Here is a 25,936-nt window from a genome sequence, read left to right as displayed (position 1 = left end):
GGCTCGTTGGTGAGACATGGGGATGGAACGGCGTCCATATCGATCGGACCTGTCGGACACACGGTGGGCGTTGATCGAACCGGTCCTGACGCAGTGGCGGGCAGCCCGGCCAGGACTGGGAATCAGTCAGCCAGTGCACGATCTGCGGGAGATCGTGAACGCCATCTTCTACGTCACACGCACCGGAATTGCCTGGGAGTACCTGCCTCACGACTTCCCGCCCGCGAAGACCGTCTACGACTACTACGCCAAGTGGGAAAGCGACGGCACGACGCAGCAGATCCACGATTTGTTGCGTCACCGACTGCGAGACGCAGAAGGCCGCGATCGGTCGCCGAGCGCGGCGACGATCGACGCGCAAAGCGTCAAAACCTCCTGCAACGTAAGGGAATCCGAGCAAGGCATCGACGCCGCGAAGAAGATCAAAGGCCGTAAGCGGCACATCGTGACCGACACGTTGGGGCTGCTGCTGGCCGTCGTGGTCACCGCAGCATCAGTCTCGGACACCGCTGCCGGCAAGGATCTTCTCGACGTCGTGGCAGCCGAGCATCCTGCGGTCAGCAAGGTGTGGGTCGACGGCGGATACCAGGCCGCGGTCTGGCGGCACGGCGCCCAGCACGGCATCGACGTCGAGGTGGTTACTCGCCGGCCGACAGAGAAGGGCTTCCGCGTGTTGCCGCGCCGCTGGGTCGTTGAGCGGACCTTCGGCTGGCTCATGCAGCACCGTCGGCTGGCTCGCGACTACGAGGCTTTGCCGCAGCGATCAAGGGCCATGATCCTGTGGGCGATGGCTAACACAATGAGCCGAAGATTAGCCGCCAGAGCGCAGTCACTTCGCCCATGCGCCCTGACGCCGCCAAAAGTTCTGCAAGTTCCGAATCCGGGCCGAATAGATGGACACCGCTTGTCCACCCCAGCGTTGGCCCGTGAGGAGCGTCTTCTCCGAAGACTTCCGAATAGCATTATGGAACCGATTATCACCTCTTGGTGCACGCTCGGTTGCGGCACTCGCCGAGTCCTGGACGGCTGAAGTTCCGCGCCTCGACTCCGACGTGTCAGTCCTCGCTCCTACGGGCAGCGCCACGACGGAAGCTCCGAACCTGCCAAAGAGGCTCTTCTATCTGGCAGGGGCGAGGCTCAGGAGTCGGTTCCCGGGACGACCGACCAATCGCACGCGCTGGCAGCCGTCGCATGGAACTCCGGATGCTGCTGCACGATCTCGCGCTGTTGCTCGCGGGCAACCTGAGCCGGTCGGCTACAGCAGCTTTTCCGCTGCTTCGACCCCCGGCGGCAAGAGCTTGATAATGCCGGTCGTCTGGTCGTATTCGATGAGCTTTGCCCTATGCGCAGGCCGGAGAACGTCGCGTCGGAATACGCCCAAGGCTGACGCTTCTACCCAACGCAGAAGATCGACGTCTTTGACGTCGCCCGACTCGGACGCCAGAAGGACGAGCATCTTTTGCTTGAGAGTCATCTTCGGCTTGAGCACGCGCTTCACGTCACCCGAGGACCAAACGAGTTCGACCTGCCGTTCGACCAGTGCCTCGACCAGCGCTGCGGCTTCCTCGGTCGTGGCTCTGTGCAAGACCCGGATCACTTCAGCGAGCAACCACTTGCTCATGTACAGCACCGCCGTGGCATCCATGTGGTTCGGGTCCACGTCACCGCCTGCGTGCCCTACGCCTCGGTTGTTTCGGATCTCGTACAACGCAGCGATCATGCGAGGGATCTGAATCTTGACCGATCGCTCGGTCCATGTCTCCTGCTCGATGTCTCGACACGCCCTCAGCAGGTCACGAGGCTTGCTCGATCGGTCGGCGTACTGCCCGTCGACGCGTCCGCGAACCACCGTCCACACCGCCTCGCAGAGCTTGCCACCGTTCAACTCGGCCGGCTCCCAGCGCCGCTCGCGGTAGTTCTTGACGATCTGGTTGAACGCGTCGAGCAGATCCTTACGCAGCCCTGCCGGAAGGTCGCCGAGTGCACCCACAGCGGTGAGGCTCATCGGCTCAGACGTTCTGGGAGATGCGGGAGCGGATGAACTTGAGGCCCTCAGCGCTTAGCTTGTACGTCTTCCGTCCCTGCCGTGCAGCGCCGGTCTTCTTCAGCTGCAGAACCAGCGCAGGCTTCTTGGCCATCCCGGAGGTCAACGCCTTATTGATCGTGGACACGTAGTGGCCGAGGTCCTTGAGCTCCTTGTTGAGCGCCTGCGACTGCCATTCCGTACGCCCGCGAATCACCTGCTCCCAGTACGCGGCTGTGATCGCCTTTTCCATTTCGGTCTTTGGCTGCACCGCGTCGAACAATTCGGCGAAGTGGTCGAACGTACCGGAAGCACCAGCACCGGCACCGCTGCCAGATGGCGCGACCTCGTCATCAAGGTCTCCGTCATCCTCAGGCTCCTGCCCCTCGCCCAGACCTCGCGCAGGAGTCCCAGAGCCGTTGCGAGCTGGAGCGGGCAATGACGCCCCAAACTTGTCCGCCGCCCAGCGCAGGACGCGCGCGCGTGCCGCCTCATCGAGCGGTTCCAATGCATCATGCACGTTCGACATCGCGTCGATCTCCAGGTTGGGCACACTCGTCTCCTTGTTCGGCCTGTGGGTGCACAGCCGACCGATGTTACCGGAATCATTCGACGGAGTCATTGCAGATAGCAGTATGTCGCTGGTATGCGTCCTAGAGCACCGAGCGAGCCGTGTAAGTCAGAGCGAGCCTGACGAAGACGTGTCAACGGCTTGGCCGACGAGGGTGTCCGTCCCGCACCTGCGCGCTGAGCCTCGGCCGTCCGGGATTTCTCAGTCACTCAGTTAGTCGCTCAGGAACCGCAAGAGGCCATGTCCGAGGTCGGACATGGCCTTTGAGCCGGTGGGCGATACTGGGATCGAACCAGTGACCTCTTCCGTGTCAAGGAACGATCTTGGCCTATTCACCAGTGGCAGCAGCACATCTGACCAGGCACAACAGTCCGCGAGAGTCCGTGGTCGTCCGTCGCCGTAGACCTCCGTTGTCACCCAGTTAGTCACCCAGGCTGATCGCTCTGCCTAGATCGCGTCGGCCAGGTAGTCCTGCACGGGACCGTACAGCGGGTACGGAATGTAGAGACTGATGACGGACCGGTTGCACCAAACCACCTCCGCGATTTCGCGCTCGGACGCAACGTGCGCCGTTCCGCTGACAAAGTCACAGCCGACGTAGACCATCGTTCGGCCAGTGTCAGGGTGGACGCGCTGACCCAAGACCTGGACCGCTTGCACGGCAACGCCGGTCTCCTCCAGAACCTCGCGCACCGCTGCCCTATCAGCGGACTCGCCGGAATCGATCTTTCCGGCAGGGAACTGCCAAGAGAGCCGGCCTCCTGTCTCTCGCCGTCGAACCAGCAGGACTCGGCCGTTGTGCGGCACAACGGCGGCGGCTACCCAGGCCTGCGCGGTCACGCATCAAGGATAGGTGCAGGCGGATCGCTGTCGGGCCTTCCACCGCCGTCCGTGGCGGCCAGAGACTGCGTCACCCATGGTCACCTAAGTAGGTTCGTCCCAGAACCCATCACGAAGTCCTTGCTTCGCCTGCTTGACAAATAGACGACAGTTCGTCGCGTAGAGCCATCGCGTGCATATAGGTAATCTCCAATACGGAGCGTGCCTGTTTGGGTGCGTTGTGCGACTGCCCTAGGGAGGCGGAGTGACCGACCGGGGTGAGCATCAAGACCCTGACATGCGAATTGCCAAGGTCGAGGGGCAGCTCGAGAAGGCCCAATTCTATTTCCAAGTCATCGCGTCGTGGGTGGTGCTAAGTCTTGCCCTTACGGTGGTCTTCGGTTGGCTTATTATCGCTGGCCTTGGGTCCTTTTCACGGACAACGCAAGCATGGTTCCTCGGAGTAGCCGGAGTTTCACTAATCACGTCCGGCATCCTGTTGAAAATTCAGAGAGACGCAGTTTTTTCGGTTCGATCCGAGCTTCGTCAAATACGGGCGTGGCGTCGAAATCGAAAGGGAGTAGCAGCACCTGCCGGCGCCGAAAGTTTCGAGAGCAGTAGGGAACGCTACAAAAGTGAATCCTGGGACTACGTAGAAGAAGCGCGACAAGCAGCGGCGCGCAACAGAAGAGTACACAATATCTTTCAAGCAATTATCATTCTCGGATCAATCTTAGTTACTAGTTTGACCAGTGCGATGGCTTCTCCCGATCCAGTTAACTGGATTACTATCGTTCTAAGCATCCTCGTTAGCGCATCGGCCGGGCTGAGCAGCTACTTCAAGTTCAGAGAACGGGGATTCAACTTGCAGCAAACTGCAAATGCAATCGAAAAAGAATACAACGCCGTAGAACTACGGATTCACGACTACGGCGAACTAACATCCGATAACACTGAAGCCATGCGGGTCTTCGCCGAACGGGTGGAGGCGCTCAAAGAGGAGCAGCGGAATCGGGAGCTTCAACTCGAGCAGTCGGCAGACCGGGCGTCGACAAATCCTGCCGGCCAGACCGCCTCGTCTCCATAGCAGTCCTGTCATCCTGCGGGATGTCGAGTCTGGCGGCCTTAGATTCTTAATTCCGCTTGCCGCGAGCCGCTTGACCTGGGAAAAGTCTTGACCGAATCCGCCACGACCCCTTGACCCCCAGGCAACAAATCCGGGCCATCGACCTGCTGCTCTACGCCCGTTGGCCTGGGCTGAAGGGTCCTCCAGCATCCGCGTTCGTCCGCCGGTGTCCGTCCTGATCGTCACCCAGTTAGTCACCCACGGCTGGGACTCCGACGTCACCAGTGCTGCCCTCGGGAAGGTGTCCCTTGCCGGCTGGCCTCCGACGGGGAGAATGAAGACTTGTGGATGATGTCAATTGGCCGTAGCAAGCGACGAATTGGATCATTGCGAGTGGGGAGTGGAGAATTGGAACTTCTTGTGACGTCCGCTATAGCTCTCGGCGCTGCCTACATTGCGTACATCACCCTCCGAAGCCAACAAAGCACTACCTTCAAGCGTCTGCACTACACCGGGTTTTGGCGGTATATGGTGTTGCCGGAAGTTGAATTCGTCAAGGACGAAATGAAGGTCTTCGTTTCCGGTTTGCCACTGGTCTTTCCGACTCTTCACGTGCTACGGATTGAGAATACAGGCCGAGCGCCCATCAGGCGTGAAGACTTCGGCGGCCCGCTTAAGGTGTCCTTTGGAGATAACGCGTGGATCTGTCACGGAAGTGTCAGTTGGGATCCCGTAGATCTACTAGATGCTCCCGAAGGTTTAAAAGTGGATGGGGCCTGTATGGAATTTGCGCCCATGCTTCTTAATCCGGGTGACCAGATAAACCTGATGCTAGTGGTGGATGGAACTCCAGCAGAGCCCGAAGTAACAGCTCGTATCGCGGGAGTGGAGCGCATTCTTCATCTTCAGCCTGTCCGCCACACACTTAGATCCCAATTTCAGGTGACGTCGTTAACACATGCACGGGTGGATGAATGGCCCGACCCCGGGCCTATTGACGCCAAGTTCATGGTTATGCCAGTGTTAATTTCTCCCGATGAGACGTTCACCGAAGGCTTCGAGTGTGCAATTGACCGCGGACGCGCCCGAAACGCAAAAATCGTGACAATTGTGCTCGAACGAATTGGCGATGCTGAGCGAGTCAAGCTCGACCCGCCGCTCATCTTTCGCTGGAAAGACTCAAGGGTAGCCTGGGCGCGAACCTACCGGGGCCATGCATCCGGTGAGCGCACGGTGGTTGAAGGTTGCGTCGAAAACACGGCTGACTCCGTGACGGTGTTGACGGCGCCAGTGCGTGCCGGCGAGTCGCTGTATGTCTACCTTCTAGTGGACGGGAAAGGTAATGACGTCGAACTTCTTGCTCGGCCGGATATCATCCATGACGTCCAAATAGGGTACATGGACTTGAGTTCGATAGTCGAAAACAACCTTGCGGACCTGAAGCCACGCCTATTACTCACAAACAGACGCGCCTATCGCCTTTGGGCAACGTACTACCCAGAAGTCAAGGACTGGATCAATGAAAGACTTTCCGATATAAGAACATCCTTGCCGAAAGCTCTCACTTTTTCGTATCGGCACGACGAGCGCGAGTAACGGACTTGATGGACAACGGCAGGTTTCGACGTGCGACCCCTCGCTTGTAAGACCTGGGCGACTCGTCCGAGGCCGTCCGTGCGTGGCTGCGACCTCGGACCAACGTTCGTCGCCGTGTCGGCCTGGTCGTCATGATCCGGGCCGGTTGCTGTCACCGTTGCTGTCAGAGTCGGCTGCGCCCTGTCCGACGCCTGGTAGATGCAATGACTCAACGTGAAGCCCCAGCAGGTGACCCGGCCAGACTGCCTGGATGCTCGTACCGTCCGACTCGTCCGCCACCCACCTACCATGCATCGATCGGGGCGACACGACACCGTCGCCCACCGACGGCGTTGCTGGCACTAGCCTGGATGGTATGAATGGAACACCGTCGGCTGCAATGTTGAGCGATCTTGCATCTGAGATCGAAGCCTCAATTACCGGTTGGTCTATTGCCGACTTTTTTGCATGGACGGACCGGGTGGAAGCCGCGGCCATCGAAGCTCTAGGCGCAAGCCATGGCATTGCAAAAAACATGCGCGCCTTGGCCTCCAGGATTCGTAGTCAGCAGGTCGAGCAACCCGAAGATTTAATGCATTACAGCGATCAGATAATTGCTGTCGCTCAACTGCTCTACGCCGCAATGGCCGAGTTGGAACAACAAGGCCCGTTGGAGTACTCCATCCCGCAGGTCAACGAGGACCAGTATCTTGAGGTTGAAATACAGCGTCGGGCGGATATTCCTGCCGATATTGACAGAATATCCGAATGGATTTCTCGGGGTTGGAATTTGCCCATCGTTAGACATGAGGATCTGATCCCGGATACCACCACTTCCAACCCGGATGACGAGATGGACCGGGCAATGCTTTGGTTTTTTCGGATCGCAAAAGAAGTCGTTTTTGGAATGACTGACGATCGAAAGTACTTCTTGTGCCCGATCGGCTGGGTCGTGGATCCGAATACGCTCATGCAGACTCTTGCCCCTATGACGAAGTTCATCACTGCGCACGACAATACGATTAAGGGCTGGCTGTTTCAGACGATGATGGCTGACGTGCCAATCGTTCCCAATACGTCAGCGGAGGCGGAGCAGCTGAGCCGCATTTACAGCAGCCTGCGGGAGGACGGAGTGAGATTTACGAATGACGATGGTAGTAAAGTCACACTCAAGCCTGCTGATAGCTTTTTCCGCGATTCCACTTCGAACCACAAAGTCCTCAGGGGAGTCGTGCAGCCCTTTGAGCTAGAGTATGCCCTGAACGACCTTAGACGCGAACAACTCGCGACAGCGAAGGCCAAAGCTGCAATCTCGCGTATTGATACAGCATTGCGCGAGCTTGGCGAACTCCTAAGGAATACTAATAGGAACGAGCACGACCTCCAGCGGTGCCTTACTCGAAATCCAATTCTCTTCGGCACAGAATACAGCCGAGTGATACCTAAACATAAGCTCGGCAGTGACTTCGAGACCGACTATGCGCTTGAGCTGTTGGACGGTTCGATCGACGTGGTAGAGATCGAAGCCAGCACCCACTCACTTTACACCCGATCGGGAAATCCAACCGCTGCACTTGTGCACGCCGAACAGCAAGTACAAGACTGGCTAGCATGGCTCGATGAGCATTCATCGTATGCCAGGGCGAAGCTGCCGGGAATTAGACGGCCGCGCGGGATAGTTGTGATGGGCCGCCGTGGATCCCTTACGGAGAAGAACAGCGTCCGCCTGTCATGGCGGAACAGCACCTTTGGTGGTCGTATTACGATTCTTACGTTCGATGACCTAGTTGATAGGTGCACCGCCGTCCGTTCTCTGCTCGTGGAAGATGTGAGCGCCAAGACAACGAACCTAGAGGCATCCTCCTAGGTTGACGCTACCGGTCAAAGGCAGAAGCTACGCAGTCGAATCAACTCATGGACGCACCAAGCCATCCCGTCACCCTCGACCCGCCCATCTTGGGAGCGGGGCACCGCCGGTGCCCGCCGCGTCAAGATGGCCTTGACATAGGCACCCAGGCCGGTGGGCGCCGGCGGGGCTCTGCTCGGCTCTGCCCGGGGCGAGGGTGACGGGGTGCGCGGCCATCCCGGAGCCGGAGTGCCCCCGCCGGAGGCGCAGTAACGGTAGCCACCTTCTCAGCCTGTCTGCGCACTACGGCTAGGCGCAGGCAGCTCGGCCGCGTCGCCCAGGCCGTGCCGGTCGGCCGCCACGCCGAATCCCCGCACCGGGGCTTTCGTCAGTCCTTCGGCAGGCCCGACTCTCTTACGCTCTCCACGAGTGTCGCCGGGGAGCGGTTAGCGTGCCGCCGCCCGCATCCCTAGCGGGCGGCGGTGCGCTGCCCTCGGCGACGGAGTTAGCGGCCCGTTTCGGGCCGCCTTGAAGACGTACAGAAAGTTTGAACAAGATCGTGCCCCGACATCGTGCCTCGGCATCGTGCCCCGACCCTCAATGCCCGGCCTCAACTCAAGCCAGTTGAGACCGAGCGCGGAATCCGGCAAGTGGGGCTCTGCATGGAGGGTGCCAGAGCTTCTCGCTAACTCGCAGGAGATTTTGGCGTCAAGGCTTTGCGAAGTTTTTCGACCCTTTCCCACAAGCGATCCTTGTACCACGTGGCGGCGTAATTTGCAGATTTGCGCTCAAGTACGTCTGGTGAGACTCCGGTACGGAGAAGCATGCATATTCTGACCGTGTCGTAGACCGACTCAGTGAGAAAAAACAGATCCTCGCCGTCGATTTCTTGAGACCGCGATCCAATATGGGTTACCTCGTTGCGCACCTGCGAAGCAATGAACGCCCAGCGGGATCTCTGGTCGCCGTTGCCGATGATCGGACGCATAGCAGAGCTGGCCTCTTTCGCCAGCGCGACCAAGCGCTGCCGCAGCGTCGGCTCATTGTTGTGAACAAGTTCCGCTTCTAGCCACTCTCGATGTTGCTCCGGCGATGCGTCGACGCACTCGGCGAGTTTTCGTCGGAACTCGTCATCGTCCTTCCGACTACCGCCTACGGTTAAACGATGGAAGGCTTCCGCTGCGAATGTAACATTGAGGAAACGATTCTGTGCGTACATCTGCTTTGCTATTCTGATTGCCACGAAGTATTCGAGCGGTCGTTCGAATACTTCGGACTGATCGATCCAGCGCGCCACCGCTACGGTGCCGCCAAGCTCCCCGTACGTCAGGAGCATCCGATGTACGGGTTGCCGCCTACGCTCCGCCTCGGTCACGTAGTTGATCGGTGCTACGAGCACATCGATGTGCTTGGCAGGTCCTGGTTCTGAACCATCGAGCATTCTTGCTTTAATGTCTGGTCGACTAACGCTGAAGCTATCCAGGATGGTTGACGCTCCAGTGCATAGAATCACAAGGCTTTGTATTCGGCTCACGTCTCTTCGTATGACGCTAAAGGTTTGGTCATTGTCGTAGTCGATACGGACGGCTGAGTTTTGCTTGATGGCGACTCCTCCGCCCGGCCCTTTTTCAAATGTTGCACCAAAAACCATGGATACGGTGCCGCGTGAGAATCTAGCCAGGTTGGCTCCTGGCAACGCGTAGTCAATTTTGTAAACGATTTTTCCGCTGTCGTCTGTGACGCGGTCGGACTTGGTATCGTTGGCTCCTAGCCAAGTATCCAAGTCAGCCAAGACAAAGCGAGCCGACCTAAAGTAGAGTTGACCATCTTGCAGATGATGACCTCTAAGTAGCCCATTGGCCCTGTACAGACTCTCGGACAGGCCGGGTACCCGCTCATTTCTCCCAGCGTGATATGCGTTCTCGATCGTAATCGGATCCGAGCCGATCCAGCCGAAGATGCGCAGATCCGACCCGTCCTCCGATTCTGCATTGAAGGCACCAATAAGTGTCAGCTGTACTGCGTGATCGGCTGGGTCGAAGATGAGCCGGCCAGACAGGGTGTCGTCGGGATCCTGAGCGAGCCAAAATATGCCCAGCTGATCGATGCGCTCCATGTCGATCTCCCTGCCGTGGGGTTGCGGGACGTCCTGGACCGCGCGGCTACCCTGGAGGAAGCTATGCGAGGGTTGCAAGCACGGAGGGCTACAGCCCTCCGCCGACCTTCGGGCCATCGGGCCAGATAGCTTCTAGGTCCGTCGGCGTGAGCGGATCCCTGTACGCCGCCCTCAGCAATTCGGCTGCGGCTGCTCCCCCGGCTTCGGCAAGATTGACGAACCAATCGATGCCAGCTGCGTAGGACCACAAGTAGCTTCTCAGCTGTGGGTTGACCGAACGGTCATGCAGGATGTCGCCTACTGACTCGTCAGTCCAGTAAGGCACCCAGGAACGCGCGAACTGCACACAGTGCTCAATCGAAGCACCGTCATTGATCGCTTGATGCAGCTCGCCCATCACCAGCTGGCCGAAGTGTGCCAGCCGAGTTCTGGCAATCACCTCGTCGTCGTCCGGCACGACGAACATGGGCAGCGCCTGGGCCAGGCCCTCCATGAGGACCTGCTGTGGAGCGTGTACGGAAAGAAGTCTCACCCATGGCACATCGGCTTCGCTGCATCGCGCTGAATAGCTTGCTCCTTTGAGAGCGTGCCCGAGCACCTCGTGCAGTGCAAAGACCCGCGCCTGAACCTCGGTGAACTGTGCTCGTCGGAGATTGAGCCGAAGTCGGGCATTGGAGCCGCTGCCGTCCAACCAGTAGGCCCAGTAGGCGTCGATGTTCGCGGACTCGATGTTGAGGTTGAACGGTGCGTCTGTGCCAGTTAGCTTCCGCACGACTGGTTCAAGGTCCGTAGCTGCCCGTCGGATGGCGTCTGGCGCTTGCTCAACCGTGAGCCGGCCCTCGCGTGACGCGAGCTCCGTCAGGGTGTTGGCACCCCACCGAACACCCACCGCCTCGACGGCGGCTCGCGCTAGTTCCGCCCGCGAAGCCACGTAGTCCGAGGACCAACTCTCGGACAGGCAGCCTTGCGTGCGTCTGATGTAGTCCTTAAGCGGTGCACGCTCACCCAGTAGGGCACGCAGGTATGCGATGTCGCCGCTGAGCCGAGCGCGGACACGTTCTTCACCGGCCGCGTCTCCGGTGTCAACGTCCAGTGCTTGCAGGCGTTGCAACACTTCGAGCCTGCTGTGAGCGGCCTCAACCGGCTCAGTCAGCGGGTGGCAGTCGTAGTCGATGACCGGCACCGAGCCGCGGTTGCGCTCGTAGGCATCCCACGAGCGGACAGCAGCTTCCACTTCATCACGCAGCCGCACGCTGGACGTCCCATCTGAGCGTCACACACTGGTTCGGGCGCAGGTAGTCACGGGCCATGGTGATTACGATGTCATCGCCCTCGTAGTCCCACAACAGGTCTTCCGCTGCGAACGTCTCGGAGCCGTCAGGGTGTTCTTCCACGGCTGAACAACTGGTCAGGGCACCGGCTTTCTGATGACGAAGCCTGATCGTGAAGTGGCGGGTATACCGCTGAATGGATTGCCGCCAGTAGAGAAGTTCCTTGAAGAGCCCGCCTGTGCATTCGTATCCGACAACCCCTGTCTCGCCTGGCTGGATGGCTGGGGAAATTTGGCAGGCGAACTTTGAAAGTGTCGGAGTGTCGTGGACGCGCTGTATTGCTACGCGTCGTCGTCCGTCAGAAATGGGCTCGATGACGAGCGGGCCGTCAGTGTAGACAAACCACAATTCGCGCGGAAGGCGGGTGATTGGCTTACTTGTCAGGTTGAGGAGGTCATGACGATATGCGAGCCGTGCCCGTCCCTCACCGTCAATTTCCATCTCAAGGCTGACAGACAGCTCGACGACGTTGCCGGAGAGACCGGCAAGCAGTCGGACCTCCTCGGCTGACAGTCGCAAGACTTTCTGCAACTCAAGCAGCTTCTGCCCGATTTCCAGTGCGAACGGCTCGACGCCGGCACTGTGTTCCGTCATGCGCACAGGCAAAGGACCGTCGTCGGGGCCGGCGGCAGCGTTTGACAGGCTCGCGGCGATGTCCCAGTCGGCGGCCTGACTCCTCTCCGAAGCAGCGAGACTATCTGCCACTGTCGAAAACACCTTCGCTGCGTCGGACCCAGGCGGAACGTCAGCCGAGCTGCTGACTGTAGAGAACAGTGCCTCTGCCGAATGCCCTGGGAACATCCCTTCCAGGATTCGACAGTGATCCGGGTATGGCAGGCCTTTCAAGGTGCCAGATAGCCAGCGATGCAACTGGGCCCGGCTCGGCCAAGTGCCCACCAACCTCTGATCGATGTTGCGCGCAGCTTTGTCGTACTCGTTGCAGAAAGTGCGGTAGGTCTGCCAGTGACGCTCGCGGAGAAGCGTCTTCAGCAGCACAGGCGCCGACGTCACGGTTCGGCCTTTCGGTAGCGAGTGTGGAAACACGTCGAGTCTACAGCGGAGAGACATAGAAGAGACATGCCGATATTCAGAGGATTCGACGTGTCACATAGACGGAGTCGAGACGGACTCCGAACTTAGCGACGATGGATTCAGTTCCAGAGAAGTCGTCCAGAAGGGCGAGCTCACTATCAGGGAGGAACCCTCGTGAAGATCTACGTGGACACCACCGGCATCACGTTCACGGTGGCGAAGAAGGCTCAGCCGAAGGTGGACGAGAAGGGCAACCAGCGGTCCGAGAGAGGAACGGGCCGTCCGATGTGGCAGACCCAGGTCGTCGCGCTCGACGAGACGGGCGGCGAAGTCATCAACGTCACCACGGTAGGAGAGATTCCGTCGGTGGAGGTTGGTCAGTTCGTCGCTGTCGAGGCGCTGGAGGCCAAGGCATGGGCTACCAACGGTCGTAACGGCACGGCGTTCCGCGCGGCGTCGCTGAAGCCCCTGACGAGTACCTCGGCGAGCAAGTAGCACTTCCAGCAACACCGGAACACCCAAGCCACAGTGTCCGTGGCAAACCCTTCGACCCCTTCGCGGTCGCATTCTCCAACTGATTCACCTGTGACGGCCCAGGAACCATCGCTGGTCTTGCCAGCGTCCTGGACCACCCGGCCACCAATTGGCCGTAGCAATTCCGAAGTGTGGCGCGGGGCCGGTACCGGCTACCGATTCCTGCCGGCCTCGCCGCCTTCCCAACCCATCAACCCCAATAGGGGGCGGTTGACCATGTCCACTTCAGCTCTCGTCTTCGCCGTCGCGATGGCGACTCTCGTGGCCGCACACCAGCTCGCGGACCACATCGTGCAGACCGATACCGACGCCAACGCCAAAGCCGCACCCGGTCTGAACGGCTGGCGTCACCTCCTGATCCACGTCGGGACCTACCACGCCACCGCGCTGGTGATGCTGATCGTCACGGCCGTCACCCTCGACGTGCCGCTCACGGTCACCGGCCTGATCGCCGGTCTCGGCTTCTCCGCCTTCACGCACGCCTTCCTCGACCGGCGCTGGCCGGTCCGCTGGATCCTCCAGCACACCGGCTCCGCCGCGTTCGCGGACCGCATGTCGCCGATCTGCGGCATGCACCTCGCCGATCAAGCCCTGCACTACGGCTGCCTCTGGGCGGCAGCGCTGCTTATCGCCTGGCTCTGAATGCCTCCCGGAAAGGACTCACGCCATGAACGAGGCTGCCCTCGTCAACTTGTTGAGCCAACTCCAAGACGACATCTCCCGTAAGGACGGAGACTCCGCCGCCAGGACGATCGACATGATCCGGATTGTGGCGGGTCAGAATTACGCGACGCAGCTCATGAAACAGCTCATTGCGGCCGGACTCAACCGACTCGGCAACAGATAGTTCCTCCGAGATAAGTGCGTAGGGCCGCTACCCGGCTACCAACCTTCCGACCCCACCTTCCCAACCCGTGGGTTACCGCCTTGTTCATCGGTGCTCTTAGCAGCACGAATTGGACCCCACCTGAATGGAAGTGGTCACGATGACGAACAATCCCAAGGTTATCAACACGGACGTGACAATCGAAAACGTGCGAGAGGCACACGCCGCCGTTATCCGGATTACCGAGCGGATGCGGCACGAGACCGACCAAGTTGAGCGTCACCCCGGCGACAGCGAGATCCGGGATAGGTGGAATCGCACTGTCGACGAATGGTACAGGGCTCGCGAAGAAGCTGCTGGAATGCGTTACGAGTACGGCACGCGCACCGGCGTTGCTTTCTTTCCCGACGAAGTCCCCTGAACTCGCGGTTAACGCGTAGGGCCGGTACCGGCTACCAACCTTCCGGCCCCACGCCTTCCCAACCCACCCAACCCCTCGCAGGGAGGACAAGTCGTGTCCAAATCTACCCGAGCGTTCGGTCTCGGCAGAAGCTCCGGCACCGTTCCCGTCATCGAGCTGAAGGTGCAGCGCTCCTCCGCGCGTAACGCCCGGCTCGCCTTCATCATCACCGCGATCGTCGTCGGCGTACTCGCCATGACGGTCGCCTCCGACCACACGCACCCGGTCCTCGCGTTCCTGCTCGCCGCCCCGATCGCCGCTGTCAGCGGCAGCCTGGTGTGGACGCTCGTACGCATCTGGCCGGTCCTGCGCCTGCTCTGGTGGTGGTCGTTCGAGATCACCGCAGGGATCGGCCTCACCTACGGGTGGATCGCGCTTGCGAACGCCACCCCGGCCGTGGTCACCCTCGCCATCCTGGCACCCCTGGTAGGCGTCCCGGCCGCAGTGCCGGCCATCCGCCGCCGCGTCGTCGCACTCGCCTGGTGCGCCATCGTCCGGCACCGCCTGCGGGTGTGCTTCTCCCAATTCATCATCGCCAACAAGTCCGGCAGCCTCCCGCTGATCCTGTGGGCACGCCCTACCCCGGTCGGCGAACGCGTCTGGGTCTACCTGCGGCCCGGACTGTCCCTGAAGAAATTGCAGGACCGCCTCGACGAGATCGCGGTCACCTGCCACGCCACCTCCGCCCTGGTCGAACTCGCCAGCCAGAGCAGGAAAGCCGCCTATCTGCGGTTCGACATCAAACGCCGCGAGGTGCTTGACGCGAAGGTCAACTCCACGCTGCCCAGCCTGGTCGACACCGACGACGACATCCCGGCATCCGTCTCGACGGCTGAGCTACCCACGGCCCTGGACCTGCCCGACGTCCCGGCCGAACCCACCCCCACCGCCAAGCCCGTCAACGCGGCTAACGGCAGAAAGCCGGCCACCGCTACGGCGACCGCTGGCACCTACGACGACGACCCCTGGGACTGAGAGGACATCACGCCATGAGCCTCGACTCCAACGCACCAGGGCGGCCGGACGACCTGTCCTGTCCACGCAATCGCGGTGTGGACGTACGCGACCACAACTCGTCCGACCTCATCAAAGGCCAATGCGACATCGGCCCGATCGACGTCCCGGTACTCGACGTCGGCGGCTACCTCGATTGCGGCTGCCATGGCTCGCAGCGCGAGCACACCTGCGTCCCCGCCGATTGAAGGAGAGGTAACTCCGTGAGCCTCGACCTGTCTCCCTACAACCAACCCGAACACCTCGGCTGCCTGTCCCCACGCGAGGTCACCGACCACGCCGACCTGTGGCGACTCGCCTATTTGCGCGGCAACCGCGAGCTCGTTGCGCATCTACTGCACACCGCCGCTGACCTGATGGTCGCGGCGCAAACGCTGATGCGGCTGTTCCTCGAGGACGGCTACGACCACGCCACCGGCACAGCCGGAGACGGATACACCGACCACCAGCGTCACCAGCTCCTGACGCTCGCCTCGACCTGCACCTACAACGCGAACCTCTACGTGCAGGAGGCGCAACGCCGCCGCATGAAGCGAGTCAACGCGGGCTGGGATCCCATCACCACACCCACCGCTGCCTAGAACGGAACCGACGCGAAGGCCGCACCGGCCTCCAACAACCAGCGTCCTCCGCGTCGGTCTCCGCAGCTTATCGCCTACTGGAGGCCACTTCCATGACCGTCAACGCCCTCTCACCGCCGGGCACCGATCGCGTGCCTGTCGGCCCTGGCATGTCGATGTTCGATCCCATGTTCATTGGCATCAACGAATTCGGCGAGCACGTAACGCTCGACACCGTCTATCGCAACCTGCTGATCGCCGGAGAACCCGGCGGCGGCAAATCCGGACTCGTCAACCTCGCCGCATCGACGGCGGCCCTGTCGGACAACACCCGCCTTGTGCTCCTCGACGCCAAGTACGTAGAACTCGGCCCTTACCGCCAGTGCGCTGATGCGTTCATCGGCGACGACATCGACGCCGCTATCAGCGTCCTGCAACGGCTACTGACCGTCGCCCGTAACCGCTACCTGTGGATCCTCTCGCAGCGCCGGCGCAAAGTCCGCCGCGAGGACCAGCTCAGCGTGATCGTCACCATCATCGACGAACTCGCCATGTTCTCCACCGTGCTCGGCAACAAAGCCAAGCAAGAGGAATTCGAAGGCCTGCTTCGCGGGCTCGTCTCCCTCGGCCGCGCCTGCGGCATGCCCGTCATCGCTGCCACGCAGCGCACCTCCTGGGACATCATCCCCGCCAGCCTGCGGGACCTGTTCGGCTACCGGTGCGCGTTCCGCTGCACCACCAACGGTTCATCGGACGTGATCCTCGGCCAGGGCTGGGCCGACCTCGGCTACTCCGCCACCGACATCGACCCCGACAACCGGGGAGCCGCCTGGCTCCTCGCCGAAGGCGGAATCCCCCGCCGGATCAAAGCCGCCTGGCTGTCCGACGAGGACATCTACGCCATCGCCGACTACGCCGCCTGGATGCGACGCCCGTCCGGCATCACCACCCCCGCACCACCCACCACCAACCAATGGGAGATGGCCGCATGAACACCCGACCCACACCCATCAAATCCCGGATCGTCGGCGCCCACGGCGACGCCCGCGACTTCTACATCACCGGACCGCTCACCGACCTGCAAGCACTGATCGCCCTGCACGTCGACAACGGCACCCTGGTGCACGCCACCGCGCCCCAAACCATCGGACCCGCCGACGCCGCAGTCAAGCTGCGCCTGCGCAACGTCATCCACGACACCGCGCCAACGCCGTTCCCGAACGGATACCGGCCTGCCGGCCGACCGCTCGCCTCCACCCTCGGCACACCGGTGCCACCACGGCCCCGTCACACCCGCGTCGCCGCCATCGCCTTGGCCGTCTCCGGCGCGCTCGCCGGGCTGCTCGCCGCAGCCGCTCACCTGCTCGGCCAGCTGGTCGAACTCGTCACCACACACGCCGGTCTGATCCTCGGCGTCCTGGCCCTGGTGGCCATCCTCGCCGCCCTCGCGGCACGCCGCAGCTCCTCCGGCCGTCGGCACTGCCCCGGCTGCTGAAACAAAGAGCCCACACCACAACTGCATAGACCCAATGGACGACAGGACCGGCCCACGCCTGGCAGCAACGACCGGTCCTGTCCCTCACCGAACGCCCATCCGAAGAAAGGACGTGGCTGCCGTGAAGGCTACCCACACGCTGCCCATTTCCGACAACGACACCGCCATGACACCGCCTGAGCTGCTCCGCGGTGCCGCCCTCTACCTCACCAACCACGGCTGGACCAAAGGCCAGTTCTTCGAGTACCTCGACAACACCGATGGCCCGTTCATGCCCGCCTGCGCCTCCGGCGCAATCCTCACCGCCGCATGCGGCCGATGCGTCACCGACACGTTCTTCACCGAGGACGAAGAAGACCCCGAGATCGCCGCCGCCATGCGAGCCATGCGGATCCTCGCCGACTTCCTCAACGGCGGACCCGACCCCTCCGAGGCATACACGATCAGCTCGATCGACGTCATCGGCGACTGGAACGACGACCAAGGCCGCACCGTCACCGAAGTCATCGAGGCGCTCAACGACGCCGCAAACGACTACGACCGTGCACACCCCACCGGCGGTGCCCGGTGAGCCTGTCCTACGTCAACCAAGCCTTGACACTCCACTCATCCGGCGACAGCCGGCCACCCAAGCCACGCCGCCGCGACGTCGTCGAGAACGACGAATACGCCGCCTTCGTCCGGCGCATCATCCGCGCCTACGCCAAGCGCGTCGCCACCGGCGACGTCGAAGCCCTCACCGACATGGTCGGACTGTCCTCCCTGCTCGACGACGCCATCGGCGAAGCCGTCATCGGCCTTCGCGGCCACGGCTACTCCTGGGCCGAAATCGGCCAACGCCTCGGCATCAGCCGCCAAGCAGCCCAACAACGCTGGGGAGGCGACGACCAATGACCGCATCGGCCCTGAGCAACGAGTTCCTCGAAGCGCTCGGCCAGCGCACCGGCATCCGCGTCGAGTTCTACGACCCCACCGGCAGCCGCTACGGCTTCCCGACCTTCCCGTTTCGCTACGCCCCCGACAACCTGGCCACTCGCCGTCAACTGCGGGCAGAAGGCCTGTGCCCCAACGGATACGACCCCGTCGCGCAAATCCTGTGGCGGCACCGCCGACAGATCCGCATCGCGCACCTCTACCGCCGCGACCTCGCCGCACCCAAGCGCGTCGCCACCCCGGCCCAAATGGCCGTAATCGCCAAGATGCTCCTCGCCCGCCGCACCTGCCGCCACTGCGGCACCACCCGGCCTTACTACATCCCACGCTCCACCGGCGCCTGCCTGATCTGCGAACCCGGAGGCCCCCGATGAGTCTTTTCGACAGGCACGACGCGGAAACCGCACCGCACTGCCTGTGGTGCGTCGACGGCATGACTCCCGTCGGCATCCACCCCGAACTCGGGCCCGTCCTGCGTCTCTGCCCCACCCAGACCTGGTGCGGCGAATGCGGTGATACCTCACTGTTCCCGGCCGAGTGGGAAACCCTCGACGACCGCATCAACGAGATGCTCGGCGACGGCTACGCCGCAGTCTGGTGCTCGCAATGCAACGGCATCACCGCCGTCCTCCCGCTCACCAACGACGGAGGCCTCCGATGACCAACAATCTCACCGAACAGTTCGCCACCGAGTACGCCAAAAGCGCGGTGCCGAACATGCTCAAAGCCATCAACAGCGTCAAGCGCTACAACCGGGCCACCCTCATTCTCGCGCTCGTCACCAGCTACCTGCACCAAGCCCACTACCTCGCGGGCAAAGGCGCTGGCCTCTTCGCCTACCTGCCACCGGCGATCTTCGACACCGCGATGGTGTCCATGCTTATCGTCGTCCGCACCCACGGCATCGCCAGGGACGCCAAACGCGCCGCAATGGTCGTGTTCATCGGCGCAGCCCTGCTCTCGTCCACCGTCAATTTCGCCGCCCCTGGCGACCTCGGATTGCGCATGGTCTTCGCCCTGGTCGTCGTCCTCGTGATCGGCGTTGAACTCGTCGCCGGACGAATCCGCCCGGACTTCACCGCCATCGAGAAACAAGCCGCGGAACTTCTCGCCGCCGTCAACAAAATCAAGGCCAGCAGCGCGGCGACCCTGGCAAACACAACCACTGCCAACAACTCGGACACGAGCAACCCGGTCGCGCCGCTCACACCCGTGCTTACCGCAACGCCGGCCACCACCGACGGTCACCCGACCTCCGACGTCCCGGCCCGGCTCGTGTCGGCCGCCCGCATGATCACCGTGCAGCACCGGCAAACCGCCACCGAGCCCATCACCGCCGACCAGCTCGCCGTCCGGCTCAACACCAGCCCCGCGCTCGCCGCGCAACTTCTGGCCACGATCGACAACCCGGCCCCGGCCCGGATCAACGGCCACACACCCGCCCTCGGCGGTGTCCGATGACCGCCATCCAGGTCGACGTCCACCACTACACCCACATCTGCCCGGCCAACCCTGCCGAGCCGCACCCCTACGACACCCGGCGCACCATCGTCGCCGTCGCACCCGGCGGCCCCTGCCGGAACCCGATCACCATCCGATCCGGAGACAACACCGCCGTCATCGCCTGCGGACGCCACGTACCCCGCGAACAGCGGTGCCCGGCCTGCCGCATCACCGTCATCGAACACGCGGTGACCTTTACCCTGCCCCTCACCATCACCCGTCAACCGGCCACCCAGCCGACCCCGGCCAGGCACGCCGCCCGGTCCTGCCGGATCTGCAAGCAGCCACTCGCCGCGATCCTCGCCGACCACGGCGTCCACCTGCTCTGCCAGCCCTGGCACAAGCCGCAGCACACCGCCAACCGGAACGCTGCCTAACCCATGAGTTCGACGCTGGATCTCGTACCCCGGGAGCACCATGCCCGGGGCACGAGCTCGAACGCCGAACCCGACTGGATGCCCCCGTTCGCCGCCTCGTCCGCCGCCGGGCAAGCCCTCGCTCGCGCCTTACGCCCGGACTACGACGACTGGCTAACCCACGTGCAAGCCGCCTCCGGCTGCACCCGCCCGGTCCGCCTGTCCGGCACCCTCGACACCTACAGCCCGGCCGGGACCCTGCTCGACTCCCGGCACACCGACCAGCTCCCCGACGCCGCCATCTACAAAGCCTGCGGCACCCGGCTCGCCTCGGTCTGCCCGTCCTGCGCCCGCACCTACCAGCGCGACGCCTACCAGATCCTGCACTCGATGCTGATCGGCGGCAAAGGCATCCCCGCCACCGTCACCAAACACCCGGGTGCATTCCTCACCTTCACCGCCCCCAGCTTCGGGACCGTCCACACCCGCAACGTGCGCAAACACACCTGCACGCACCGGCGCCGGTGCGACTGCCGCCCCGACCCCTGCCACGCTCGCCGCGACACCCCCGGCCTGTGCCCCCACGAGCAGCCGGTCGTCTGCTGGGCCCGGCACACCACCGACGACCCCGCCCTCGGCCGACCGCTGTGCCTGGACTGCTACGACCACGACCACCACGTCGTCTGGAACCTGTTCTCCACCGAACTGTGGCACCGCACCAAACAGACCGCCGACCGCTACCTCGCCCGGCTCTGCAAAACCCGCGGCATCCCCCGCGTCCCAAAGATGTCGCTCACCGGGCGGGTCCGGATGGTCCCGCCAGCCCAGCTCACCCACGGCAAGGCCGCCGAGATGCAACGCCGGGCCGTCGTGCACTTCCACGCCCTGGTCCGCCTCGACGGCGTCCACCCCACCGACCCCGACGCCGTGCTCATCCCACCACCCGGCCTGGACGTCGACGACGTCATCGCCGCGTTCGACCACGCCGTCCGCAAAGAAGCCTTCACCACCCCGGCACACCCCGACCGGCCGCAAGGCTGGGACATCCGCTGGGGCGACCCCGACAAGGGTTTCGACGCGCAACCCCTGACCCTGTCAGGCGACGGCGGCATCACCGACGAACTCGTCGCCGAACAGGTCGCCTCCCAAAAGGCCGGCTACCTCGCGAAGTACACCACCAAGAGCACCGAGGCCACCGGTTTCTCCTCCACCCGCCTCGACGACGACAGCATCGGCGGCCTGGCCCACCCCGGCGGCGACCACATCGCCCGGCTCCTCGCCGCGTGCTGGCGTCTCGGCCGCGATCCCGCCAATCACAGCACCCACCGAGATGAAGGGCTACGCGCCCACCGCGCCTACGTCGCCCCCCTCGGTGGACCCTTCGTTGAGCCCTGGGACTGCCCAGACTGCGGCACGCACACCCGCTACCGGGCCTGCCCCGTCTGCGTCGCCGAGCGTCAAGCCAGCCTTGACACCAAACCGGCCGGCAGCGACGCGGCCACCAGTCCCTACACCCGGCTCCGCCGATGGGCTCACCGCTTCGGCTTCGCCGGACACTTCCTCACCAAAACCCGTCGCCGTGTCGTCCGCTTCGCCACCCTCCGCGAAACCCGCATCAACTTCCGCCGTACCGAAAACCCCGTCGATCCCGACACCGGCACCGTGCGCGCGTTCGATCACCAAGGCGAGGAAACGACCCTCATCGTCGGGACTCTCACCTTTGCGGGAGTCGGCTGGCACAACAACGGCGACGCCATGCTCGCCAACACCGCCGCCGCCATGGCGCGGGCTCGACACGAAGCCGGACGAGAAGAACTCGCGCACGAAGCCGGGCAGGCTCCCATTCGTTCTTTGAAGATTGCATAGTGACTAGAGAAAGGTAATGCTGTTGGACAACACCACCCCGAAGGCTCTCTACCGCATTCCCGAGGCAATGCGAATGTTGAGCCTCAGCCGGTCGGTCATCTATGAGCTGATCCGATCCGGCCGTCTACACACTGTCAAGGAGGGGCGAACCAGGCTGGTACCCGCCAGCGCTATCGACGCGTACGTCACCCTCCTCGAACACGAAAGCGAAGGGAGAACCGCTGCATGACCGAACGCCGCAGCCGGGGAGACGGCGGCCTGTACTGGGACGAGCAGCGTCAACGCTGGATCGCCACAGCCACCGTCGGCTACACCCCTGCCGGTAAACGCATCGTCCGAAAAGGAACGGGAAAGAGTAAGACCGCGGCCAACAAATCTCTCCGCGAGAAGGTCCGCGAATACGAGGATGGCCTTTCACAAAGCCAGACCGGATTTACAGTCACGCAAGCCGTTGAGGATTGGCTCGCTTACGGACTATCCGGCCGATCACGAAACACCGTCGAGAAGAACCGATACCTCTGCCGACACATCATTGCCGGGCTTGGCGCGCGCAAGCTTCGCGAACTCAGCGCCACGGAAGTCGACAAATGGCTACTAAGCCTCGCCAAAATTCTCAGCACAAGCACTGTGCAACGAATCCACGAATGCCTCAATAGGGCAGTTGACCGCGCTGTCGCCCGCGACAAGGTCAAGAAGAACGTGGCCGCCCTCTGCGAGGTGCCGACCGGACTCCCCGGACGTCCGTCCAAGTCGCTCACGCTGGAAGCCGCCAAAGCAGTTCTCGCAGCAGCCGAAGACAGCCGCCTCTACGCATATGTCGTGCTGTCCCTGCTGACCGGTGCACGCACCGAGGAACTCCGCGCCCTCACCTGGTCCCTCGTCGACCTGGAGGGCAAGCCGGAAGCTGACGATCCCATCCCACCCTCGATCCAGGTGTGGGTCTCCGTCCGCGAGTCGGGCGACACCAAGACACGCAAGTCCCGCCGCACTCTCGCCATCCCGTCACGCGGTGTCGTGGCCCTGCGAGCTCACAAGGCGTTTCAAGACGAGGACCGCCAGAAGGCCGGCAACGACTGGCACGATCTCGGCCTCGTCTTCGCATCACTGACCGGTACCGCGCTTGACGCCGCAAACGTCCGGCGGGCCTTCCGACGCATCATCAAAGCTGCCGGACTGAATCCGTCCGGCTGGTCGCCCCGCGATCTTCGGCACAGCTTCGTCTCGCTGCTCTCCGACGACGGCGTCTCGATCAACGACATCGCCGACCTGTGCGGCCACTCGGGCACCTCGGTCACCGAACGGGTGTACCGGCATCAACTGCGGCCCGTCCTGCTCAAGGGCGCTGCGGCTATGGACCGGATCTTCCCGGCCAACCTCGCCGATCAGGCTTAGTCACCCAGTTAGTCACCCAGCTACAAAAAGGGGCCATGTCCGGGGTCGGACATGGCCTCTGAGCTGGTGGGCGATACTGGGATCGAACCAGTGACCTCTTCCGTGTCAAGGAAGCGCGCTCCCGCTGCGCCAATCGCCCGTGCCAAGGGTCTTGCCGAGGTGGAGACGGGATTTGAACCCGTGTAGACGGCTTTGCAGGCCGTTGCCTCGCCTCTCGGCCACTCCACCGAGCCGGCCCCGCACGTAACCTGTGGCGGCCACTCCGAGCGGACGACGGGATTCGAACCCGCGACCCTCACCTTGGCAAGGTGATGCGCTACCAGCTGCGCTACGTCCGCTTGCCCCCGGAAAACTTTCCCCGGCGACGGATAGGAACTGTACTTGGTCCCCTCGCGCCTTGCCAAACCGGGGTACCCCTGGGCGAGTCGGTATGACAGGGCATGGAGATCCAGGGGCCAACGTCGGCAAAGCGTCAGGCGAGGCCAGCAAGGGCAGGCGCGAAGATCTACAGGCCGGAGCCGGCGATCGAGCTGAGCTAGGCAGACGAGGCCGCGCCTGGAGATCAACGGGCTGGACCGGCGAGGGGCAGCGTGAGATAAGAGGCCGGCGGCGGGAGATCCACAAGCGGGCCCGGCAAGTGGGCCGGACGGGGGCCGGCGTGGGGTGAGCTTGGAGATCGACGGGCCTGCGCCGGTGCAGGGGCCCGGGTGAGGATGGGGGGATGGAGATCCGTCAGGTTGGTGCTGCCGAGCGGCCGGAAACCATGTTTCCGCTGCAAGCCTATGCGTTTGAACCCACCGGGCCGCTCGAGGAGATGCGCGAGCGCTATCGGGGGCGGATGCGCTACTACGAGACCTCTACCAGCCTCATCGCTGAGGAAGGGGGGCAGGTCAGGGCCTGTGTGGCCGCCTTTCCGATGCGGCAGAACGTTCGTGGCCTGCTCGTCGACATGGCTGGGGTTGCCTCTGTTGCTTCGCATCCGGCCAGTCGGCGGCGGGGGTATGTGCGGGCACTGCTCAACCAGCTTCTGCGGCAGATGCGGGACCAGGGGTGTCCGGTCAGCGTGCTCTATCCCTTCCGGCCTTCGTTCTACGCCCGGTTCGGTTATGTGGGGCTCATCCGGGCTCGCCGGGTCTCGTTCGCCCCGGAGGGGATCGGCCGGCGGGAACTTCCGGGCGAGGTGGAGAGCGTGTCCATGCGCGACGGCTTCGGGGCCTGGGATGCCCTCAGCCGGCGCCTGGCGGGCGAACGCCACGGGTTCGCGGTCTATGACGACGTGAGGACCGCTGAATACGCCACGGACGAGCTGCTGGTCGCGGTCGCTCGGGTGGAGGGTGAGGTGGTCGGCGCCATCCGGTATCGGATCGATCGGTTCGGCGGGACGCTGCTCGGGCAGGATCTGCTGACCACCGGGCCGCTCGGGCGGGCGCTGCTGCTGCAGTTCTTCGGCGGGCACGTCGACCAGGTCAGCCGGGTCGAGGTCAAGGTCGGCGTGGACGAGGTGCCGGAGTTGTGGGGCGTCGACATGGAGGTGACCACCCAGGGCCTGGTGGGCTCGCCCCGGTTCAACGCCCCGATGGCCCGCATCCTCGACCTCGGCGGGCTGGACGGCATCCGCACCGGGCCGGGCAGGGTAACCATCGAAGTGGTCGACGACGAGTTCATCGGTGGCGTGCATGAGCTGGAGAGCGACGCCGGCCGGATGAGAATCAGCGGCGGAAAGAACCCCGCAGCAAAGCTGACCGCGGCGGGCCTCAGCGGGCTGGTCTACGGCGTGCTGGATCCGGTCGAGGTGATCACCCGCGGGCTCGGCGAGATCGACCCGAGCGCCGTCGAGCCGCTGCGGTCGATGTTCCCCCGCGAGATGCCCTACGTCTTCGCGGATTTCTAAGCACGAACGGGACGATCAAGGTGCGGGACTCGCGGACCGGGGACGAGTGCGAGTGGTCGGTTCGACGGTGACCGGGAACGGCCGTTCAGCGGCACCTTCCGGTTCAACTGGACGGTGTCGGAGCAGCACTCGGGAGGTCGGGCTCGGGGGCGACGACGGGATCGGATTCCACGACGGGATCGGGCTCGGGCTCGGGCTCCACAACCGGATCGGGATCGGCAACGACCGGATCGGGATCGGCGACGATGACGGGATCGGGGTCGGGATCAGCGACAACGGGGTCGGGGTCGGTGAGGACGGGACCGGGGTCGGGGGCGGACGTCGGGGTGGGGTCGGGCGGCGCCTCGAGCCCCGGAAGGCCGAGACCGGCACCGGAATCCACCACCCCGGGGCGCACGGCCGGCGTGACGGTCCCGGCCAGGGTCAGCGCCGGCCGGCCGGCGCGTTCGATCACCTGGTGGCCGTCCGGAGCCAGTCCGCCGGTGAACGAGCGGCCGTCCGGGACCCGGCTTCCGGTGACGAGACGGCCGTCCGGGGCCAGCCCGACAGCCGCCGGCGGGAGCGGGATGCCAGGCGTGGCAAGGATCGGGGAGGATGCCGGCAAACCACTGGTCTCCGACGCCGGAGCAGACTCCCATTCGGCGAGATCCGTGGACGAGCACCCACCCAGGCTGACCAGGGCGAAAGCAGCAATAATTACATTTCGCTTCACACCGTCAAGGTAAGC

29 protein-coding genes, 3 tRNA genes and 1 pseudogene are annotated in these 25,936 nt (G+C 63.3%); 23 read left to right on the top strand and 10 right to left on the bottom strand.

Annotation, left to right across the window (positions count from 1 at the left end; translation table 11 throughout):
• Nucleotides 1-22 precede the first annotated feature (22 nt).
• Nucleotides 23-814, top strand: a pseudogene (locus ACZ6TI_RS40395) (IS5 family transposase); the annotation flags it as partial.
• A gap of 441 nt (nucleotides 815-1,255) precedes the next feature.
• On the opposite strand, the gene ACZ6TI_RS40390 reads toward ACZ6TI_RS40395, so the two are convergent.
• From ACZ6TI_RS40390 to ACZ6TI_RS40380, 3 genes are all read right to left on the bottom strand, one after another.
• Entirely contained in the window at nucleotides 1,256-2,005 is a 750-nt protein-coding gene (locus ACZ6TI_RS40390; protein WP_465350548.1) for a hypothetical protein, read from the bottom strand.
• A 4-nt stretch (nucleotides 2,006-2,009) separates the two neighbouring features.
• Nucleotides 2,010-2,576 (bottom strand): hypothetical protein, encoded by a 567-nt coding sequence (locus ACZ6TI_RS40385; RefSeq protein ID WP_465350547.1) that lies wholly within the window; start codon nucleotides 2,574-2,576, stop codon nucleotides 2,010-2,012.
• Nucleotides 2,577-3,041: 465 nt separating this feature from the next.
• On the bottom strand, nucleotides 3,042-3,434 hold the full coding sequence (locus tag ACZ6TI_RS40380; RefSeq protein WP_465350546.1) for an NUDIX hydrolase: 393 nt from the start codon (nucleotides 3,432-3,434) through the stop codon (nucleotides 3,042-3,044).
• 244 nt (nucleotides 3,435-3,678) lie between these two features.
• Here ACZ6TI_RS40380 and ACZ6TI_RS40375 point away from each other — a divergent pair, with 244 nt between their 5' ends.
• The 3 genes from ACZ6TI_RS40375 (at nucleotide 3,679) to ACZ6TI_RS40365 (ending at nucleotide 7,921) form a co-directional block, all read left to right on the top strand.
• Nucleotides 3,679-4,500, top strand: coding sequence for a DUF4231 domain-containing protein (locus ACZ6TI_RS40375; protein ID WP_465350545.1), 822 nt, complete (start codon nucleotides 3,679-3,681; stop codon nucleotides 4,498-4,500).
• 387 nt (nucleotides 4,501-4,887) lie between these two features.
• On the top strand, nucleotides 4,888-6,075 hold the full coding sequence (locus tag ACZ6TI_RS40370) for a hypothetical protein (protein WP_465350544.1): 1,188 nt from the start codon (nucleotides 4,888-4,890) through the stop codon (nucleotides 6,073-6,075).
• A gap of 250 nt (nucleotides 6,076-6,325) precedes the next feature.
• Nucleotides 6,326-7,921 (top strand): Shedu anti-phage system protein SduA domain-containing protein, encoded by a 1,596-nt coding sequence (locus ACZ6TI_RS40365; protein ID WP_465350543.1) that lies wholly within the window; start codon nucleotides 6,326-6,328, stop codon nucleotides 7,919-7,921.
• A 664-nt stretch (nucleotides 7,922-8,585) separates the two neighbouring features.
• Here ACZ6TI_RS40365 and ACZ6TI_RS40360 read toward each other — a convergent pair.
• The 3 genes from ACZ6TI_RS40360 to ACZ6TI_RS40350 all read right to left on the bottom strand — a co-directional run bounded on the left by ACZ6TI_RS40360 (nucleotide 8,586) and on the right by ACZ6TI_RS40350 (nucleotide 12,343).
• Nucleotides 8,586-10,016, bottom strand: a complete 1,431-nt coding sequence (locus ACZ6TI_RS40360; protein WP_465350542.1) for an ApeA N-terminal domain 1-containing protein — start codon at nucleotides 10,014-10,016, stop codon at nucleotides 8,586-8,588.
• Nucleotides 10,017-10,104: 88 nt separating this feature from the next.
• Nucleotides 10,105-11,268: a hypothetical protein gene (locus tag ACZ6TI_RS40355; RefSeq protein ID WP_465350541.1), complete on the bottom strand. Its 1,164-nt coding sequence runs from the start codon at nucleotides 11,266-11,268 to the stop codon at nucleotides 10,105-10,107.
• Nucleotides 11,255-12,343 (bottom strand): hypothetical protein, encoded by a 1,089-nt coding sequence (locus ACZ6TI_RS40350; protein WP_465350540.1) that lies wholly within the window; start codon nucleotides 12,341-12,343, stop codon nucleotides 11,255-11,257. The genes ACZ6TI_RS40355 and ACZ6TI_RS40350 overlap by 14 nt, the downstream gene beginning before the upstream one ends.
• 210 nt (nucleotides 12,344-12,553) lie before the next feature.
• Between ACZ6TI_RS40350 and ACZ6TI_RS40345 the strand changes: the two genes are divergently transcribed.
• The 18 genes from ACZ6TI_RS40345 to ACZ6TI_RS40260 all read left to right on the top strand — a co-directional run bounded on the left by ACZ6TI_RS40345 (nucleotide 12,554) and on the right by ACZ6TI_RS40260 (nucleotide 23,318).
• On the top strand, nucleotides 12,554-12,874 hold the full coding sequence (locus ACZ6TI_RS40345) for a hypothetical protein (RefSeq protein ID WP_253237660.1): 321 nt from the start codon (nucleotides 12,554-12,556) through the stop codon (nucleotides 12,872-12,874).
• Nucleotides 12,875-13,129: 255 nt separating this feature from the next.
• Nucleotides 13,130-13,555, top strand: a complete 426-nt coding sequence (locus ACZ6TI_RS40340; protein WP_465350539.1) for a DUF3307 domain-containing protein — start codon at nucleotides 13,130-13,132, stop codon at nucleotides 13,553-13,555.
• Nucleotides 13,556-13,580: 25 nt separating this feature from the next.
• Nucleotides 13,581-13,760: a hypothetical protein gene (locus ACZ6TI_RS40335; RefSeq protein ID WP_465350538.1), complete on the top strand. Its 180-nt coding sequence runs from the start codon at nucleotides 13,581-13,583 to the stop codon at nucleotides 13,758-13,760.
• Between the two features lie 124 nt (nucleotides 13,761-13,884).
• Complete coding sequence (locus ACZ6TI_RS40330) at nucleotides 13,885-14,160, top strand: hypothetical protein (protein ID WP_465350537.1); 276 nt, start codon at nucleotides 13,885-13,887, stop codon at nucleotides 14,158-14,160.
• A gap of 93 nt (nucleotides 14,161-14,253) precedes the next feature.
• Nucleotides 14,254-15,174 carry a hypothetical protein gene (locus tag ACZ6TI_RS40325; RefSeq protein WP_465350536.1) on the top strand — a complete coding sequence of 307 codons (921 nt, stop codon included), beginning with the start codon at nucleotides 14,254-14,256 and terminating at the stop codon, nucleotides 15,172-15,174.
• A 14-nt stretch (nucleotides 15,175-15,188) separates the two neighbouring features.
• Nucleotides 15,189-15,401, top strand: a complete 213-nt coding sequence (locus ACZ6TI_RS40320; RefSeq protein ID WP_465350535.1) for a hypothetical protein — start codon at nucleotides 15,189-15,191, stop codon at nucleotides 15,399-15,401.
• Between the two features lie 15 nt (nucleotides 15,402-15,416).
• A complete protein-coding gene (locus ACZ6TI_RS40315) occupies nucleotides 15,417-15,794 on the top strand; it encodes a hypothetical protein (protein ID WP_465350534.1) in 378 nt (125 codons plus the stop codon).
• Nucleotides 15,795-15,886: 92 nt separating this feature from the next.
• A complete protein-coding gene (locus ACZ6TI_RS40310) occupies nucleotides 15,887-16,765 on the top strand; it encodes an FtsK/SpoIIIE domain-containing protein (RefSeq protein ID WP_465350533.1) in 879 nt (292 codons plus the stop codon).
• Nucleotides 16,762-17,268 carry a hypothetical protein gene (locus ACZ6TI_RS40305; RefSeq protein WP_465350532.1) on the top strand — a complete coding sequence of 169 codons (507 nt, stop codon included), beginning with the start codon at nucleotides 16,762-16,764 and terminating at the stop codon, nucleotides 17,266-17,268. The genes ACZ6TI_RS40310 and ACZ6TI_RS40305 overlap by 4 nt, the downstream gene beginning before the upstream one ends.
• A gap of 34 nt (nucleotides 17,269-17,302) precedes the next feature.
• A complete protein-coding gene (locus ACZ6TI_RS40300) occupies nucleotides 17,303-17,839 on the top strand; it encodes a DUF6197 family protein (protein WP_465350531.1) in 537 nt (178 codons plus the stop codon).
• Nucleotides 17,836-18,162 carry a hypothetical protein gene (locus ACZ6TI_RS40295; RefSeq protein WP_465350530.1) on the top strand — a complete coding sequence of 109 codons (327 nt, stop codon included), beginning with the start codon at nucleotides 17,836-17,838 and terminating at the stop codon, nucleotides 18,160-18,162. Before ACZ6TI_RS40300 ends, ACZ6TI_RS40295 begins: the two co-directional genes overlap by 4 nt.
• Entirely contained in the window at nucleotides 18,159-18,575 is a 417-nt protein-coding gene (locus tag ACZ6TI_RS40290) for an RRQRL motif-containing zinc-binding protein (protein WP_465350529.1), read from the top strand. The genes ACZ6TI_RS40295 and ACZ6TI_RS40290 overlap by 4 nt, the downstream gene beginning before the upstream one ends.
• Nucleotides 18,572-18,862, top strand: coding sequence for a hypothetical protein (locus ACZ6TI_RS40285; RefSeq protein ID WP_465350528.1), 291 nt, complete (start codon nucleotides 18,572-18,574; stop codon nucleotides 18,860-18,862). The genes ACZ6TI_RS40290 and ACZ6TI_RS40285 overlap by 4 nt, the downstream gene beginning before the upstream one ends.
• Nucleotides 18,859-19,662: a DUF2637 domain-containing protein gene (locus ACZ6TI_RS40280; RefSeq protein WP_465350527.1), complete on the top strand. Its 804-nt coding sequence runs from the start codon at nucleotides 18,859-18,861 to the stop codon at nucleotides 19,660-19,662. The genes ACZ6TI_RS40285 and ACZ6TI_RS40280 overlap by 4 nt, the downstream gene beginning before the upstream one ends.
• Nucleotides 19,659-20,081: a hypothetical protein gene (locus ACZ6TI_RS40275; protein ID WP_465350526.1), complete on the top strand. Its 423-nt coding sequence runs from the start codon at nucleotides 19,659-19,661 to the stop codon at nucleotides 20,079-20,081. The genes ACZ6TI_RS40280 and ACZ6TI_RS40275 overlap by 4 nt, the downstream gene beginning before the upstream one ends.
• A gap of 3 nt (nucleotides 20,082-20,084) precedes the next feature.
• Entirely contained in the window at nucleotides 20,085-21,926 is a 1,842-nt protein-coding gene (locus ACZ6TI_RS40270) for a replication initiator (protein ID WP_465350525.1), read from the top strand.
• 16 nt (nucleotides 21,927-21,942) lie between these two features.
• The gene (locus tag ACZ6TI_RS40265) at nucleotides 21,943-22,155 is read left to right on the top strand and encodes a helix-turn-helix domain-containing protein (RefSeq protein ID WP_465350524.1); all 213 of its coding nucleotides are present in this window, start codon (nucleotides 21,943-21,945) and stop codon (nucleotides 22,153-22,155) included.
• Nucleotides 22,152-23,318: a site-specific integrase gene (locus ACZ6TI_RS40260; protein ID WP_465350523.1), complete on the top strand. Its 1,167-nt coding sequence runs from the start codon at nucleotides 22,152-22,154 to the stop codon at nucleotides 23,316-23,318. Before ACZ6TI_RS40265 ends, ACZ6TI_RS40260 begins: the two co-directional genes overlap by 4 nt.
• 64 nt (nucleotides 23,319-23,382) lie before the next feature.
• Here ACZ6TI_RS40260 and ACZ6TI_RS40255 read toward each other — a convergent pair.
• The 3 genes from ACZ6TI_RS40255 to ACZ6TI_RS40245 form a co-directional block, all read right to left on the bottom strand.
• Nucleotides 23,383-23,457 (bottom strand) — tRNA-Val (locus tag ACZ6TI_RS40255).
• 18 nt (nucleotides 23,458-23,475) lie between these two features.
• Nucleotides 23,476-23,546: transfer RNA gene (locus ACZ6TI_RS40250), tRNA-Cys, on the bottom strand.
• A 37-nt stretch (nucleotides 23,547-23,583) separates the two neighbouring features.
• Nucleotides 23,584-23,656 (bottom strand) — tRNA-Gly (locus tag ACZ6TI_RS40245).
• A gap of 383 nt (nucleotides 23,657-24,039) precedes the next feature.
• Between ACZ6TI_RS40245 and ACZ6TI_RS40240 the strand changes: the two genes are divergently transcribed.
• Nucleotides 24,040-25,209 (top strand): GNAT family N-acetyltransferase, encoded by a 1,170-nt coding sequence (locus ACZ6TI_RS40240; protein ID WP_465350522.1) that lies wholly within the window; start codon nucleotides 24,040-24,042, stop codon nucleotides 25,207-25,209.
• A 103-nt stretch (nucleotides 25,210-25,312) separates the two neighbouring features.
• On the opposite strand, the gene ACZ6TI_RS40235 is transcribed toward ACZ6TI_RS40240, so the two are convergent.
• Nucleotides 25,313-25,921 (bottom strand): hypothetical protein, encoded by a 609-nt coding sequence (locus ACZ6TI_RS40235; RefSeq protein WP_465350521.1) that lies wholly within the window; start codon nucleotides 25,919-25,921, stop codon nucleotides 25,313-25,315.
• Nucleotides 25,922-25,936: the final 15 nt, after the last annotated feature.

This window comes from Actinoplanes sp. NPDC051388 (assembly GCF_055586225.1).
This window is presented reverse-complemented; position numbering and strand designations above follow the sequence as displayed.

Excerpts from the sequence above, each read along its gene's own strand:
- ACZ6TI_RS40390 (WP_465350548.1), bottom strand. The coding sequence starts at position 2,005 with ATGAGCCTCACCGCTGTGGGTGCACTCGGCGACCTTCCGGCAGGGCTG.
- ACZ6TI_RS40365 (WP_465350543.1), top strand. The coding sequence starts at position 6,326 with ATGCTCGTACCGTCCGACTCGTCCGCCACCCACCTACCATGCATCGAT.
- ACZ6TI_RS40360 (WP_465350542.1), bottom strand. The coding sequence starts at position 10,016 with ATGGAGCGCATCGATCAGCTGGGCATATTTTGGCTCGCTCAGGATCCC.
- ACZ6TI_RS40340 (WP_465350539.1), top strand. The coding sequence starts at position 13,130 with ATGTCCACTTCAGCTCTCGTCTTCGCCGTCGCGATGGCGACTCTCGTG.
- ACZ6TI_RS40335 (WP_465350538.1), top strand. The coding sequence starts at position 13,581 with ATGAACGAGGCTGCCCTCGTCAACTTGTTGAGCCAACTCCAAGACGAC.
- ACZ6TI_RS40330 (WP_465350537.1), top strand. The coding sequence starts at position 13,885 with ATGGAAGTGGTCACGATGACGAACAATCCCAAGGTTATCAACACGGAC.
- ACZ6TI_RS40320 (WP_465350535.1), top strand. The coding sequence starts at position 15,189 with ATGAGCCTCGACTCCAACGCACCAGGGCGGCCGGACGACCTGTCCTGT.
- ACZ6TI_RS40310 (WP_465350533.1), top strand. The coding sequence starts at position 15,887 with ATGACCGTCAACGCCCTCTCACCGCCGGGCACCGATCGCGTGCCTGTC.
- ACZ6TI_RS40305 (WP_465350532.1), top strand. The coding sequence starts at position 16,762 with ATGAACACCCGACCCACACCCATCAAATCCCGGATCGTCGGCGCCCAC.
- ACZ6TI_RS40300 (WP_465350531.1), top strand. The coding sequence starts at position 17,303 with ATGGACGACAGGACCGGCCCACGCCTGGCAGCAACGACCGGTCCTGTC.
- ACZ6TI_RS40290 (WP_465350529.1), top strand. The coding sequence starts at position 18,159 with ATGACCGCATCGGCCCTGAGCAACGAGTTCCTCGAAGCGCTCGGCCAG.
- ACZ6TI_RS40285 (WP_465350528.1), top strand. The coding sequence starts at position 18,572 with ATGAGTCTTTTCGACAGGCACGACGCGGAAACCGCACCGCACTGCCTG.
- ACZ6TI_RS40280 (WP_465350527.1), top strand. The coding sequence starts at position 18,859 with ATGACCAACAATCTCACCGAACAGTTCGCCACCGAGTACGCCAAAAGC.
- ACZ6TI_RS40275 (WP_465350526.1), top strand. The coding sequence starts at position 19,659 with ATGACCGCCATCCAGGTCGACGTCCACCACTACACCCACATCTGCCCG.
- ACZ6TI_RS40270 (WP_465350525.1), top strand. The coding sequence starts at position 20,085 with ATGAGTTCGACGCTGGATCTCGTACCCCGGGAGCACCATGCCCGGGGC.
- ACZ6TI_RS40265 (WP_465350524.1), top strand. The coding sequence starts at position 21,943 with ATGCTGTTGGACAACACCACCCCGAAGGCTCTCTACCGCATTCCCGAG.
- ACZ6TI_RS40260 (WP_465350523.1), top strand. The coding sequence starts at position 22,152 with ATGACCGAACGCCGCAGCCGGGGAGACGGCGGCCTGTACTGGGACGAG.
- ACZ6TI_RS40240 (WP_465350522.1), top strand. The coding sequence starts at position 24,040 with ATGGAGATCCGTCAGGTTGGTGCTGCCGAGCGGCCGGAAACCATGTTT.